Source organism: Halomonas sp. MMH1-48 (genome assembly GCF_022348105.1).
Classification (GTDB): Bacteria; Pseudomonadota; Gammaproteobacteria; order Pseudomonadales; family Halomonadaceae; genus Vreelandella; species Vreelandella piezotolerans.
The window spans coordinates 106,650-121,268 of sequence record NZ_JAKRFL010000010.1; the positions used below are offsets into that span (position 1 = coordinate 106,650).

Below are 14,619 nucleotides of genomic sequence, written 5' to 3' on the forward strand. Positions count from 1 at the left end.
TTATGAAAATTGCCAGCATCAATGTCAATGGTATACGTGATGCCGTCGACCGTGGCTTCCTGGACTGGCTGGCTCAGCAGGATGCCGACGTGGTCTGCGTGCAGAACATCAAGGCGAAAAGTTTCGAACTGGGAGACCATATCCTCTATCCGGAAGGCTATGAAGGCTACTTCCTGGATGCCGAGGAGGATGGTTTCGCCGGCGTGGCACTCTATTGCCGCAAAATTCCTAAAGCCATCATGTACGGCCTGGGATTCCCTCAGTGCGATCACGAAGGGCGCTTTCTGCAGGCGGACTACGACCGCTTCAGTATTGCCACCTTCCTGATGCCCGATGGCAGCGACCAAAAAGCCAAACAGGCGTTCATGGAGCAGTACCAAGAGTACCTGACGAAGATGTCGCGCAAGCGCCGCGAATACATCATCTGCGGCACCTGGCACATTGCCCACAAAACCGTCGATTTGGCCAACTGGTCGGACAACCAGCTCACCTCCGGTTTCCGCCCGGAAGAGCGTGCCTGGATGGACCAGGTGCTTGGCCCCACCGGCTTTATCGACACCTTCCGCGAAATCAATCGCGACGCTGGCGAATACACCTGGTGGCCCAAGCTTGACCAAGACGTGCCCCGTGATCGCCAAGAGGGCTGGCGGATCGACTACCAGCTGGTCGGCCCCAACTTCCGTCGTCACGTGGTCGACGCGTGGATCGATTACGATGCGACCTTCTCCGAGTTCGCACCGCTGATCGTCGAGTACGATCTAGCGCTTTAAGCGTTAGCTACTTCCCGCGTCGCACCGCCAACCGGCCAGCTTACCGCTGGCCTGTTGCGTTTGGCTCGCTCAAGGTCGAATGCCCAGTGCTTCACGCTGCTTCTCGCGCAGCTCATTACCGGCTTTTTCGGCTAGGTCCAGCATGGCATTCAGCTCTTTACGGCTGAACGCGCCCGCTTCCGCCGTGCCTTGCACTTCGATCAGCTCAGCGTCTTCAGTCATCACCACGTTCAGGTCGGTGTCGGCCTTGCTGTCTTCGGGATAGTCCAGGTCCAGCACTGGCACGCCCTTGTAAATACCCACCGAGATCGCGCTGACCAGCTGCTTGAAGGGGTCGCCTTTGATCTTCTTCTCCCGCTGCAGATAGCGAATCGCGTCCACCAGCGCCACGCAGCCACCGGTAATCGCCGCCGTACGCGTGCCACCATCGGCTTGGATGACATCGCAATCCACGGTAATGGTGAATTCGCCCAGTTTCTTCAAATTCACCGCTGCACGCAGGCTGCGGCCAATCAGCCGCTGAATCTCCAGCGTGCGGCCACCCTGTTTGCCGTGGGTCGCTTCGCGGCCGCTGCGGGAGTGGGTAGCGCGGGGCAGCATGCCGTACTCGGCGGTAATCCAGCCCTGATTCTTACCTCGCAGCCAGCGCGGCACGCCCGCTTCCACGCTCGCGTTGCACAGCACCTTGGTATCGCCAAACTCCACCAGCACGGAGCCTTCCGCATGGCGGGTGTAGTCACGGGTCAAGCGAATCTCACGGAGCTGGTCGGCCTCGCGACCGCTGGGGCGAACAACATCAGGACGCATAGCACCTCACATCATGTTAAAAGTGGAAAGCCCTCTATTGTACACGTCTGAGCGTGCGTGGATGGGCCTATCGGTTAGACTGTCCGGAATCACATTGATGGATAGGATGCTCACTTATGGCCGCTTCCCGCCACGTACATAGCATGACCGCTTTCGCCCGCACCGAGCAGGCCGCCCCGTTTGGCACCCTGCAGGTCGAGATTCGCTCGGTGAACCAGCGCTACCTAGAGCCGCACTTTCGCCTACACGAAAGCCTGCGGGATCTAGAGCCGGTGCTGCGCGAAGCGCTGCGCACGCGCCTGGCGCGTGGCAAGGTGGAGTGCAGCGTACGCTTTGAGAGCGCTGATACCGCCCAAGCACCGGCCGTGAACGCCCAGCGACTAAAAGAGATAGCCGATGCCCTGGTCGCCATTCAGCAGCAGGTGCCCGGCGCCGTGCCGCCCACCACGCTAGCACTGCTCAACCAGCCCGGCGTGATGGAAACCCAGCACCTCGACCAAGACGCCATCAAAGCCGCCGCCAACGCGCTGTTTGACCAAGCCCTGGACGAGCTGATCGACGCCCGCGCCCGCGAAGGCGACAAGCTCGCCGAGATGATCACCACCCGCCTGGAGGCGGTCAGCGAGCAAGTGGCCACCGTACGCAGCCTGCTGCCGCAGATTTTGGAGCGCCAACGTGCCCAACTGCTAGAGCGTTTAGACATCGCCAAAACCGAACTCGACCCCCAGCGTCTGGAAGCCGAGCTGGTACTGGTGGCCCAAAAAGCCGACGTGGACGAAGAGCTGGACCGCCTCACCGCGCATATCGACGAAGTGCGCCACCAGCTCGCCCAAAAAGGCCCCAAAGGCCGCCGCTTGGACTTCCTGATGCAGGAGCTCAACCGCGAAGCGAATACGCTCTCATCGAAATCCGTGGTGGCAGAGACCACCCGCTGCGCGGTGGAGCTGAAGGTGTTGATCGAGCAGATGCGGGAGCAGATTCAAAACATAGAGTGATGTTCTTGGGTGTTTGTCGTTGTTCTTTAGCTCTTTAAAAATCAAATGGTTATGTAATTTTGACGGTCACCGCGTTCGTGTAAGTTCTGCCAAGTTTGGGTAGTGGTGGGTAGTAGATTGGGGAGTATTTTCTCGCTATATTGTATCAGCGAGATTGTACTCCCCAATTTTTTTAAGGCAGGAAAGTGGGCAAGCTACACGACAAGACCGTCAAGAAACTGATCAAAGAGAAGCCATCCGTGCGACATGCCGACGGCAATGGCCTCTACCTCATGACCCCGAAGCGCGGCGACGCTTACTGGATGCTGCGATACACCACGCCAGCTACCAAGCTCCGGCGCGAATACACCATCGGCAAGGTGGACGACTGGTCATTGGCCGACGCCCGTGATGAGGCGGCGAAGCTGAGGTTGGCGATCAAGCGTGAGGGTGCTGACCCGGTTCAGGAGCGGCAGAGGGTCAACCAAAACCCCTTCAAAACGCTCAATGACCTGTACGCGGACTACTACGAGCTTCGCAAACGAGAAATCGCGTCCCACCATAAAGAGAAGAGCCTGTACGAGCGTGAGGTCGCCTGGCGCATCGGAAAGGTGGAACTTGAAAAGATCCGGCCAGTGGATATCAGCGAAATCCTGCGCGACGTGGCCAATGGCTATGAGGACAATAAGCCTCGCCCGACCCTCTCAAATGACTTGATGCGCCTGCTGAGGAACCTGTTTGATCATGGCATCAAACTGGACGTCACCAGGTTCAATCCAGCTTCGCCATTCCGCCCCAGGGACGCCGGCGGGGAGGAGAAGGCCGCCAACTACCCAATGAATGAAGACGAAGTCACCGAGTTCTTTACCAAACTTAGGGTGATTCCGGCGCAGTTCAGTCGAGAGAACTACTTGGCCTGCGCGTTGCTGATAGCGACTTGTACGAGAAAGATGGAGCTTTTGGCCGCGCCTTGGTCGGAATTCGATCTGGAGAACCGTATCTGGTACCTGCCCGAGGAAAGGACCAAAAAGAGAAGGGCCATCGATATCCCGTTGGCGGAACCCGCCGTGGAATGGTTGAATGAACTGAAAGTACGCTCCTGTGGGAGTGAGTGGGTCTTCCCAGCTCGCAGGATCAGCAAAAAAGCACGGACTCCGCACGTATGCGAGAATACGCTGAACCATGCGCTCAAGAAGCTCTTTGAGAAAAAGCTCTTCTCGTTTGATAAACGTCGCGTTCACGACCTGCGTGGCACCGCCAGAACAAAACTAGGGCAGCTTGGTTTTGATGACAATCTGGCCCAGCGCTGCCTGAACCAGCTGCCCGGCAACAGGACAGACCGTGTTTATAACAAGCATGGATACTTTGAGGAACGGCGAGCGGCTCACGAGGCGCTCTGTGAGTGGCTTGCCCCGATTGTTAGAGGTGAGGCTAGTTCTGGAGAGTAAGGGGCCCCTTCAGGCCCCTTGCTGCTCAATCCATGCTAGCAAATCCGACAGCCGCCATGCCACCGAGTTACAGCCCAGCTTGAGCCGTGCCGGAGCAACCTGCTTTCGCTCCAGCGACCACCACTGAGTTCGGCTGACGCCGGTAATCGCACGGCGATCCGGCTCTCTGACCAGTCGCTCGCACTGTCCCGAAAGAGCCAGCAACCTGGCTCGCAGCTCTTCCGGAGGCGGGCTGAAGATTTTGTCACTCATCCTCTACCACCTCCGGGTTGTCGCTGGGAAAAGTGGGAAACTGGGAAAGGGTGTCTCCATTTGGAACACTCTGCCAGTACGTTCGCACTCTATCGGGCCAGACGGCAAAAAAGCGCTCGGAGCGGTCCGGAAGCGTGACTTTCAGTGTTCCACGGTTTTGCTCGTTTGTCTCCAGAAAACCCCTCTGAAAAAGGGGCTCAATGTCGGCCCTGTACCGGCTCGGTAAGCCTAGCTCTTTGAGGAAAGTCTCCCTTCTGACTAGCCATTGGAGCTCGCCGCTTACCTCTCGCCTAAAGCCCAACAGTCTCCCATAGTGCCCGCGTTCGAATTTTGAGAATCTGTGGTTCCAGCGCTCGACTGCGTCACGTAGACGAATCAGGATACTATGTTCCTCAGCGTCAAAAACATGTCCACGACGCTGAAGCCATGCAGCTATGACTCTCTCGACTGCCTGCACTGAGCTGGTTTCCGTCCAAGGCAGCAGATAATTTCTGCAGGCTAGACACAATGCTATGGCTACGAGAGCAAAGCGCTTGAGCACGCGGATTACCTGGGAAGCCATATGTGGAGTGACCCAGGTGTCCAGCAGCTTTTTAGTTTCCCGCTGGATGTATATAGGTAGCTCATCAATGTCGTCGGTCAGGCGTTCTATCCATTCTCGGAATAGCGCACCGTAGTATTTCTTCGTGTGCTTTTTTAGTGTGTCTACCAGCTCCTGAGAGCTCGGAAGCCCATGCAAATCATCAAAAGCGCCATACTTCCCAAAAACGGGTATTTCAACCAGGCGAGTTTTTTGCCCCGCTCTTACAGGCTTCCCGAGTTGTTGAAAAATCTCTGAAAGCCAGATTTCTCCCGAGCTGAGGCCCAGCGTTCGCCAGTGCGTTTGAGGGGCAAGGTCTCCGGTTTTCTGGGCGCGTAATTTGCTCGTACCGTTAAGGATTTGATAAGTGGCTACATCAACATCTTCAGGCTTGCCTAAGCCGATCTCATCGAGTGCCAGCAGCATGTCATTATGCACTGCAGATACTGCCGCCAGTCCGTTGGACGTCGATATCCAACTACGCATGAACGTCTGGGCGCCACAAACGCTGGTAGCGATTTGCAATAAAGTAGTTTTTCCAGATCCGGAGTGGCCGCCGAAGTGATAAGCGCCGTTTTCAAGGTCAGCGGGTTGCAACAGCGGTGCAGCCAATGCCACGCCGACGCTGAATACCGCTAAAGAGTTTCCAGCGCAAAGGCGGCCTACGTGAGCCTGCCAATCTTGGAGAGAGCCCTTTTCTGACAAAATGTGGTCGGTTGATAACTGCCCAACGAAGTGATGCTGCTCATCCGCCTGACCTGCCGTCCAACTACTCGTTGCGAAAATGGGGCCATGCCAGCCGGTGCGGTCGACGGTGGTCGCCGGCGGCGCTTTTGCCATCGCCTCAAGCAAATATTGCAATATCTGCGACCAAGCTGCGTTGCCGGGCTTAAGCGGATAACCCGTGTCGACAAAAAGCTCTTTTATCTGACGAGCGTTCTCACCGTGCAGGTCGCGGGCGTAAACCACCTCCCTCAGCATGGCGTTATCAAAGTTTTTCCATTGTAGTAGCACGCCGTGACCGTGCTTCTTTCCGGTAAGACGAGTCCGGGCGACAACCTCTAGCCAGCCGCCAAGCCAGTGCCACTGCTCAGAGCTGTAGCTGTACAAGCCGGAATCCCTCAGCTGAAATTTCATTTGCACCTCCGTCATAACCGGTCCAGCCAGTCACGAACATCCTGAATTCGAAATCTGACGGCTCGCCCAGTGGGGTTGGGCTTGATGGGGGCGGGGAAGCGACCTGATCGGACGTACCGACGCAGCGTGGCTTGCGATAGCTGAGTGACGGCGCACAATTCTTCATATGTGAGCAAGCGCTCGCTGGTCTCGCTGGAAAACATGTGTTTCATTATCTACTCCTGGTTCGTTGATTAACGGCAGGAGTGATTATTAGTAATCAGGAGTCAGGACCAGAACCGCGGAATTGGCCATTTGGGGCGCAAAGAGAAAAAATTATAAATGGCTGAAATTAAAGGTTAATTTCTTTCATTAGGGCGGCTTTCATGGGAGCCTCATCGGTTTTTGGGCGAAATCTGGTGAAAATGTGAACGGCCGCTGTCACCCGCCACCATCACGGCATCATTTTGTGAAGCGGTAATGCTCATTAACTTTCACATGTGAAAGTCAATGCTGGACGTGATCAAAACAGCCTCTTAAAGAGCCTTTTCGAGGCCCTGTTACTTCACGGGTTATCCCCGTATCACACCGGGGCTCCAAAAGGCCTCTTCCAAGCCCCTTGTAAGTGTTGCGAGGAAATAGCGGGAATTGTTGTAGCGACGACAATCAGCCCGGTTCCATCAAGCCACCGGATATCGGTGTTGTCACTGAGGTGGGAGGCCAGGGTCCCAAATAAGTACCGGTACACGACGCTTTCAGCCCATGCTACCTATGCCGTCGGGCAGGGAAACGCAATGCGAAAGTCCCAAATCAGTTAGTTACGTGGATAGGAATTGGAAAGGCCCCACGGCCTGGAGGCAAAAATCAGCTCTGGACTCGCCTTTGCGTCCAAAAAGGACAAAAGCACGTGGCAGCTCTGACCCATCGTGCGATTAGGATCGCTGGTGACGTTTCAAAAAGGAGCCAGCCATGAGCAAACGAATGACTCACCAGGAAATCTGCGAAGAGTGGGAAGCGGTGAGCCGAGCCCAAAACGTGAACCATCGTCGTGGCACCGAAGCCGCCATCAAGCAATGCCGGCAATTTCTGGCCGCGATTCATCAACAAGCAAACGTGGAGCAAGCCAGGTACCGCTATCTGGCGCAGCGTCTCTGTGACCACTTCTGGTCCCACAACATCGCGCATCGCACTGACAGTACACCGGGGTATCCCGGCCACTACGGTTGCCGCGTCCGACTCCGGAAAAGAAAGCTGGAGTTGTCCTGGTACTACAACCGCTTTGCCCCGAAGAAGAGCGGCGAGGGCCGATCAGTGTTCAGTGAGTACATCCGCAAAGAAGGTCGGTTCCGATATCACAAACCAGCCTTCACGCGGGCCCAGGACTGGGAGCAACCGCTCATCATGGAAACTGAGGCCGGCTTAGAAATGTTGCGAAGGCTCAATGCCAACCAGGCGGAGCTTTGTCGAATCGTGCGGAAAAGCGAACGCCTCCTGAAAGATCTGGAGGAGCACCTCGGTGGACTGAAGGAGGCTGCCAGCGGGAGTGCAAGCCCCTCAAGCGAGGAGGGATGAGGGCTGTTTGGCGGTAAAAGGCATGCCGCTCACACCGCAGGTGTTGATTGCGTGGGGCTATTGATGGGATCGCCCAGATTTCAGGTGGCTATATATGCCGTTCTTTGCTGGTCTATCCGGGTCAAATCGGTTGAATGCAGCGTGGTACCTCTATATATTGATCAGTCAATGTAGTGTAGGGCTGTTCCGCCCATGAGACCGTGCCGCCTCAGATAAGGTGGCAACACCATCGCCCATAGGAAGCGAAAACATGGCCGAGATGGAAGATCGCTGGTTATCCGTAGACGAAATAGGCAAGCACCTCGGTGTCAGCAATGACACCGTGTACCGCTGGATCGACAAGCACGCAATGCCCGCCCACCGCATGGGGCGGTTTTGGAAGTTCAAAAAAGTCGAAGTGGATGAGTGGGTCAAGGGCGGTGGCGCCGCCGAGACGAGCAAGGGTGAACGTTCCGAATGACCCAAGGCCGGTATCGCATCTCCTTCACGTCCGGCAGCCTGTATCACCGCGAATCGGTGAAGCTGGCCGAGCTGTACCTGTCGCTCCGTGACTGGGATGAGGTGCGTGCTCAAGCGCTGCATGACAACCTGCTACAGGCCAGAACGGAAAGCACGGCAAAGCGCACCTGTAGAGAGGCGATTGCACGCCTGAAGACGTTGACCGAAAGCGAACTGACTTTCCTGGCCGAGGCAAACCACCAGGACCAGGCTCACCTTCTGTGGGTTGCGGTGTGCCGCCTGTACCGCTTTATCGCGGACTTTGCGGTGGAAGTACTACACGAACGGTTTGTCGCGATGAAGCTGGATCTCAGTTTTGAGGATTTCGATGCCTTCTACAACCGTAAATCGGAGTGGCATGACGAGCTTGATAATGCCAGCGCCTCAACGCGCGATAAATTGCGGCAGGTCCTGTTCAGAATGCTGCGGGAGGCAGGGTTGTTAGCTAAGGACAAAACCATAAACGCAGTTCTGCTAAGCCCCAGGCTGGTTGAGTTGCTGCGTCAGAACAATCCTGACGAGTTTTTCTACTTCCCAGTCTATGAATCCGATATCAGGGGGATGTCAGCTTGAAAAAGGACATTGCCAAAATGCCGATGCAGGAGCGACTACAGCACCTGTTTAGCGTGGTTTCCGGCCAGCGGTTCCTGAACAAACAGGGACTGGGTAATGAAGTGCCTTTCTTCATCTGCCCCTACCGGCCTGAAGAAGCGGTCGAGATGGAGCGTCTTCAGAGGCAGTTGGTTAACCGGCTGGAGCAGGCGGGCATCCGGATCCTGAGCATCAATCTGTATGACCTGGCCGTCGATATTTTGAAAGAAAGAGACATCTGGGAGCAGGTGTTAGAGCTCGAGCCCACGGTTTCAAAGGATCAGCTGAAAGAACTGCTACAGGGAGTGCTGGACCCGGAAGCCCATTTGGTGCCCGCTATTGCGGCAAAACTCCAGTCCGTTGAGTTTGACGTGCTGTTTCTCTCAGGGGTGGGCGAGGTCTTCCCCTACATACGCTCCCACAACGTGCTCAACAACTTGCAGAGCACCGCCAAAGACCAGCCAACGGTGATGTTCTTCCCGGGCTCCTATACCCACTCGCTGGAAACCGGTGCATCTCTGGATCTGTTCGGCAGGCTGCATGACGACAAGTACTACCGTGCGTTCAACATCTTTCATTACGAAGCCTGAGCGGACGATACGATTCGAGGCGTAATCATTAAGGGAAAGTACAATGACATTGAAGAATATTTTTCTAAAGCCCGTTGACCGCCCCATTGAAGGCGTTATCAAAGCCGACGATGAAGCCAGTCTTCGCCTCGAAATTGAAGAATACGTACTGACCAACGAAGTCGAGAAACGCCTCGAAGAGTTCCTGGACGCTTACAACAATTACGAAGGGGCGAACGGGGTCTGGGTATCCGGCTTCTTCGGCTCAGGTAAGTCGCACCTCCTCAAGATGCTGGCCCTTCTGCTTGAAAACCGGGAGATGGACGGTGCTACTACCCTGGACCTGTTCCTTCCCAAGTGCAGTGAGAATGAAATTCTCCGGGGCGACCTGAAGCGAGCTGTCTCAATTCCGGCGAAGAGCATTCTGTTCAACATCGACCAGAAAGCCGATGTCATCAGCAAAACCCAAATCGATGCGCTTCTGGCCGTGTTCGTTAAAGTCTTCGACGAAATGTGCGGCTACTACGGCAAACAAGGGCACATTGCCCAGTTTGAGCGCGATCTGGACGGCCGTGGCCTGTACGAACAGTTCAAAGCCGAGTACGAGGCCATCGCCGGTCGCCCCTGGCAGAAAGGCCGGGAGCAAGCCCTTCTGGAAGGCCCGAATATTGCCAAAGCCTACGCCGCTGTGACCGGTGGCGACCCGCAGTCGGCAGCGGGCATTCTGGACAAGTACCGCAGCGAATACCGCGTTTCAATTGAAGACTTCGCGGACAATGTGAACACCTATATCGAGAAGCAGGCAAAAGAGGGTGGCCACAAAGAGTTCCGCCTGAACTTCTTTGTGGACGAGGTCGGCCAGTACATTGCCGACAACACCAAGCTGATGACCAACCTGCAAACCATTGCCGAGAGCCTCGCCACCAAGTGTCGGGGCCGGGCCTGGATTATCGTCACCGCCCAGGAAGAAATGAAAAACGTGGTTGGCGAAATGGGCAAGCAGCAGGGCCACGACTTCTCGAAAATTCAGGCACGGTTCAATAACCGTATGAAGCTGTCCAGTGCGGACGTGGCGGAGGTCATCCAGAAGCGCCTGCTAACCAAGACCGAAGAAGGCGTCAATCAGCTGTCGGACGTCTATCACTCGCAGGCGAACAACTTCAAAACCCTGTTTGACTTCGCGGATGGATCGGCCACCTACCGGAACTTCCGGGACAGGGACCACTTCATCCACAGCTACCCCTTCGTCCCCTACCAGTTCGCGCTGTTTCAATCGGCGATCCAGAACCTGTCGCAGCACAACGCCTTCGAGGGTAAACACAGTTCCGTCGGTGAGCGCTCCATGCTGGGTGTTTTCCAGCAGGTGGCCATCCACATCGGCAACCATGAGGTGGGCCAGCTGGCCACCTTTGACCTGATGTTTGAAGGCATCCGCTCTGCACTGAAATCACAAATACAGCGGGCGATTATTCAGGCCGAGAACCACCTCGATAATGCCTTCGCCATCCGGCTGCTGAAGGCCCTGTTCCTGGTCAAATATGTCAAGGAATTCAAGCCCACGGTGCGCAACCTTTGCGTGCTGATGCTGGATGCCTTCGATCAGGATCTGCCGGCACTTCGCACCAAGGTCGAAGAAGCCCTGAGCCTTCTGGAGCAACAGACCTACATACAGCGCAACGGCGACCAGTACGAGTACCTGACGGACGAGGAAAAGGACGTCGAGCAGGAGATCAAGAACACAGAGGTTGAGTCATCGGACGTTGCGGACGAGCTGGAAAAGATCGTTTTCGACTTTGTTATAAAACAGCGCAAAATCCGCTATGACGCCGGCTCCTCCCAAAACCAGGGGCAGGACTACTCCTATTCGCGCAAACTGGATGATCGTCTGCATGGGCGTGAATACGAGCTCTCGATCAATGTCATCAGCCCGTTCCACGAGCATACTGACAACGAGCAGATGCTACGCACAGCCTCGACCTACAAGGCGGACGAGCTGTTCGTGCTCATGCCGTCGGACGAGCGCCTGGTGCGCGATCTGCTCATGTTCAAGCGCACCGAGAAGTACATCAAGCAGAACATTTCCGTTACCCAGCAGGAAGCCGTTAAGCGGATCCTGAATGACAAGGGCTTTCAGAACCGTGAGCGCGAGGCCAGGCTCCGGCAGCAGGTTCAGACCCTCATTGGCAAGTCCAAGTTGCTCATTGGCGGCGCCGATGTGGAAGTGGCGAATGAGGACCCCCAGACCCGCATTATTCGGGGCTTCCATGAGCTGATTTCACGGGCTTACCCCAACCTCCGCATGTTGCGCGGCGTTTCCTACACGGAAAACGACATCAGCAATTGCCTCAACCGCACAGACGATGGCCTTTTCGGTAATGACGCCACGGCCCTGGCGGAATCCGAGCAGGAGGTGCTGGCATTCATTCAGAGCAACAATCGGGGCGGTGTCCGCACCACCCTCAAGAGCCTGCTGGAAAAGTTCGAACGCAAACCCTACGGCTGGTATTACGCCGCGATTCTCTGCACGCTGGCCAACCTGTGTGCCCGTGGCAAGGTGGAAGTTCGTCTCGACGGTAACATCCTGGAGGACAGCGGGTTGGAGCGCGCCCTGCGTAACACTCACGGCCACGGCAACGTGGTGCTGGAACCACAGATTGAGTTCACCGCCTCTCAGGTCCGAGCCCTCAAGTCGTTCTACGAGGACTTCTTCGACTGCCCGCCCCGCAGCAGCGAAGCCAAGGCCCTGGGTAAAGAGGCCGGCGAAGCCTTCCAGGACATGTACCACGACCTGGATCGGCGGATAGCGCAGGTCGATCAGTACCCGTTTCTCAATGCCTTGAAACCTGCCCTGGTGACGCTGAAAGAGGTCGCCGGAAAGCCCTACACCTGGCACCTGACGGAATTGGGCAAGCAGGAAGACCAGCTGCTGGACCTGAAAGAGGATGTCATCGACCCCATCCGCAAGTTTATGGGCGGTTCACAAAAAGACATCTACAACCAGGCTCGGTCCTTCCTGCAGAGCCAGGAGCCCAACTTCATTTATGTGTCTGGGGACGAGATCGAGCAGATCCGCACCATCCTGAACGACCCCAACTGCTACAAAGGGAATCGCATTCAGCAGCTCAAGGGCCAACTGGATAGCCTGCAGGAGCGCACCGACGAGAAAGTGCAGCAAACCCGAGCTCAGGCAGAAACCTCCCTGAAGACCATGCAGGAACGCATGCAAAGCATGGACGAATATCAGTCCCTGCCGGAGCCGCGTCAGGATGAGCTCAACAAACCGTTCCGGGATCTGGTCGATTACATTGGGCAGGAGCGCCTGATTGCCGTGATCAAGGACCGTACCCGGTACTTTGAAGAAGAGGGCTACCAGAAGCTGCTGGGCAAAATGGTGGCGCTGGCCAATCAGAAATCAGCACCGGCAGACGACTCCCAGCAGCCTCCGGGTAGCCAGAGTGAAGACCAGGATAACGGGGGGACTCCCGAGGTCAAGGAATCGCCCGCCGACTACGTTCACACCCGCAACCTCCGTGTCGCGTTCGACAAGGCCTGGTTGGCCGACGAGGGTGATGTAGACCGATACCTGAATGCCCTGCGCGAGGCCCTGCTGCTTGAAGTCCAGCAAGGCCGCAAGGTTCAGATTTAAGCATGCCGAACCGTCTAACCGGTCGATGTTGGGGATAGCCATGCACCAAGCCGAACAGGAAATCCGGACACTCATTCACGGCGGAGAGAGCCTCGCCGTCGAGTTCAAGAGCGACGTCAAAAGCCTACCGGACCGGGATCTGGTGGCCGCGGTGGTGGCCCTGGCCAACACCGAGGGCGGCGACCTTTTCCTGGGCGTAGAAGACGATGGCACCCCGACTGGGCTGCATGCCAACCACCGCAACCTCGCTGGCCTGCCCGCACTGATTGCCAACAAGACCATCCCCTCGTTGGCTGTGCGCGTTGAGGCCCTGGAGCTGGAAGGGCAACCCATCGCCAGGATCCAGGTGCCCAAGTCCCGGCAGCTGGTGTCCACCTCGGATGGCCTGCTGCAACGTCGGCGCCTGAGGATGGACGGCACTCCAGAGGCCGTGCCCTTCTACCCCCATGAGTTTGTTCAGCGCCAGTCCAGCCTGGGGGTAACCGACCCCTCCGCCCTACCAGTGGAAAACCTGGCGGTTGAGGATCTGGACCCGATTCAGCGCATCCGGATCCGCAACGCCATCAAGAAGTACGGCGGCGACCAGAGCCTGATGCCTCTGGCGGACGATGAGCTGGACGGCGCCCTGGGGCTGACTGTGAGCGTGGGAGGCATGCGCCGCCCCACGGTTGCAGGCCTGTTGCTGCTGGGGAACGAAATGCAGCTCCGGCAACACCTGCCCTCCCACGAGGTAGCCTTCCAGGTGCTGCGCGGTACCGATGTCCTGGTCAATGAGTTCTACCGCAAACCACTGCTGGAGACCTTCGAAGAGGTCGAAGTGCTGTTCCGGGCCCGGGTGGAGGAAGAGGAGATTCAGGTCGGGCTGTTTCGCGTGCCCATCCCCAACTTCGACCGTCGGGCCTTCCGGGAAGCCTTCGTAAACGCTCTGGTTCACCGCGACTACAGTGCCTTGGGCGCCGTGCACGTCAAACTGGACGACGACGGCCTGAGCATCAGCAATCCCGGTGGTTTTGTGGAGGGCGTCAACCTGGACAACCTGCTGGTGGCCGACCCTCGCTCCCGTAACCCCTTGCTGGCTGACATTATCAAGCGCATCGGCCTTGCCGAACGCACTGGCCGGGGCATCGACCGGATCTTCGAGGGTATGCTCCGTTACGGGCGCACCGCCCCCGACTACTCCATGTCGTCCGCTCACACCGTCTCCGTGCGCATGAGCGCAGCGGACGCGGACGCCGAATTCCTGCGCATGATCGTCGAGCGCGAGGAACAGACCGGCGCCGCCATGCCCATCGACAGCCTGATTATCCTGTCCCGGCTGCGCAATGAGCGGCGTTTAAGAACAGCGGACCTGGCCAAGTCGGTGCAGAAGCCGGAAACCGTGGTCCGGGGCACCCTGGAGAAACTGGTGGAGGCCGGCATGGTGGAAGCCCACGGAACCGGCAAGGGCCGCACCTACACCTTGGGCGCCAAGGTATATCAAGGGGCGGGGCAAAAGGCCGCCTATGTACGCCAGGCAGGGTTTGATCCTATCCAGCAAGAGCAGATGGTCATGAGCTTTATTGATACGCACGGCAGCATCAAACGTGCTGACGTGGTTGAGCTGTGCCATATCAGCCCGGATCAAGCCTACAAGTTGTTGGCCAGATTGAAGAAAAGGGGAGAAATCGAGCAAATAGGCGAGCGTAAAGGAGCTATTTACAAGCGCGCGCGTTAATTTATGCGCTCAGCGTAATTATATACGCTCATTTATGCGTCAGCGTATATCGCTCGGTCACGATCAAAACCAAGGCATGAAT

Annotated in this window: 13 protein-coding genes; 9 read left to right on the forward strand and 4 right to left on the reverse strand. The window is 56.9% G+C overall.

Translation table 11 applies throughout. The annotated features are described in order from the left end of the window. Window positions 1–2 precede the first annotated feature (2 nt). Window positions 3–770, forward strand: coding sequence for an exodeoxyribonuclease III (locus tag MHM37_RS10870; protein ID WP_139526142.1), 768 nt, complete (start codon window positions 3–5; stop codon window positions 768–770). A 69-nt stretch (window positions 771–839) separates the two neighbouring features. On the opposite strand, the gene rph is transcribed toward MHM37_RS10870, so the two are convergent. Beyond that, on the reverse strand, window positions 840–1,577 hold the full coding sequence (rph, locus tag MHM37_RS10875) for a ribonuclease PH (protein ID WP_239296654.1): 738 nt from the start codon (window positions 1,575–1,577) through the stop codon (window positions 840–842). Between the two features lie 116 nt (window positions 1,578–1,693). Here rph and MHM37_RS10880 point away from each other — a divergent pair, with 116 nt between their 5' ends. Beyond that, window positions 1,694–2,572 carry a YicC/YloC family endoribonuclease gene (locus MHM37_RS10880; RefSeq protein WP_139526140.1) on the forward strand — a complete coding sequence of 293 codons (879 nt, stop codon included), beginning with the start codon at window positions 1,694–1,696 and terminating at the stop codon, window positions 2,570–2,572. Between the two features lie 185 nt (window positions 2,573–2,757). Then, window positions 2,758–3,999, forward strand: a complete 1,242-nt coding sequence (locus MHM37_RS17185; protein ID WP_239296655.1) for a site-specific integrase — start codon at window positions 2,758–2,760, stop codon at window positions 3,997–3,999. A gap of 9 nt (window positions 4,000–4,008) precedes the next feature. On the opposite strand, the gene MHM37_RS10890 is transcribed toward MHM37_RS17185, so the two are convergent. Genes MHM37_RS10890 through MHM37_RS10900 form a run of 3 tightly spaced genes read right to left on the reverse strand, consistent with a single transcriptional unit; the run spans window position 4,009 to window position 6,171 of the window. Further along, the gene (locus tag MHM37_RS10890) at window positions 4,009–4,251 is read right to left on the reverse strand and encodes an AlpA family phage regulatory protein (protein ID WP_239296656.1); all 243 of its coding nucleotides are present in this window, start codon (window positions 4,249–4,251) and stop codon (window positions 4,009–4,011) included. Continuing rightward, window positions 4,244–5,968, reverse strand: a complete 1,725-nt coding sequence (locus MHM37_RS10895; protein WP_239296657.1) for a DUF927 domain-containing protein — start codon at window positions 5,966–5,968, stop codon at window positions 4,244–4,246. Before MHM37_RS10895 ends, MHM37_RS10890 begins: the two co-directional genes overlap by 8 nt. A gap of 11 nt (window positions 5,969–5,979) precedes the next feature. Then, a complete protein-coding gene (locus MHM37_RS10900; protein ID WP_239296688.1) occupies window positions 5,980–6,171 on the reverse strand; it encodes a helix-turn-helix domain-containing protein in 192 nt (63 codons plus the stop codon). Window positions 6,172–6,916: 745 nt separating this feature from the next. Between MHM37_RS10900 and mobI the strand changes: the two genes are divergently transcribed. The 6 genes from mobI to MHM37_RS10930 all read left to right on the forward strand — a co-directional run bounded on the left by mobI (window position 6,917) and on the right by MHM37_RS10930 (window position 14,537). Beyond that, window positions 6,917–7,519 (forward strand): conjugative transfer protein MobI(A/C), encoded by a 603-nt coding sequence (mobI, locus tag MHM37_RS10905; RefSeq protein ID WP_239296658.1) that lies wholly within the window; start codon window positions 6,917–6,919, stop codon window positions 7,517–7,519. Between the two features lie 250 nt (window positions 7,520–7,769). Beyond that, window positions 7,770–7,979, forward strand: coding sequence for a helix-turn-helix domain-containing protein (locus tag MHM37_RS10910; RefSeq protein ID WP_008174223.1), 210 nt, complete (start codon window positions 7,770–7,772; stop codon window positions 7,977–7,979). Next, complete coding sequence (locus MHM37_RS10915) at window positions 7,976–8,590, forward strand: DUF1819 family protein (RefSeq protein WP_239296659.1); 615 nt, start codon at window positions 7,976–7,978, stop codon at window positions 8,588–8,590. Before MHM37_RS10910 ends, MHM37_RS10915 begins: the two co-directional genes overlap by 4 nt. A gap of 17 nt (window positions 8,591–8,607) precedes the next feature. After that, a complete protein-coding gene (locus MHM37_RS10920; protein ID WP_011784100.1) occupies window positions 8,608–9,198 on the forward strand; it encodes a DUF1788 domain-containing protein in 591 nt (196 codons plus the stop codon). A 43-nt stretch (window positions 9,199–9,241) separates the two neighbouring features. Beyond that, entirely contained in the window at window positions 9,242–12,823 is a 3,582-nt protein-coding gene (gene brxC / locus MHM37_RS10925; RefSeq protein WP_239296660.1) for a BREX system P-loop protein BrxC, read from the forward strand. A gap of 40 nt (window positions 12,824–12,863) precedes the next feature. Beyond that, window positions 12,864–14,537 (forward strand): ATP-binding protein, encoded by a 1,674-nt coding sequence (locus MHM37_RS10930; protein ID WP_239296661.1) that lies wholly within the window; start codon window positions 12,864–12,866, stop codon window positions 14,535–14,537. Window positions 14,538–14,619: the final 82 nt, after the last annotated feature.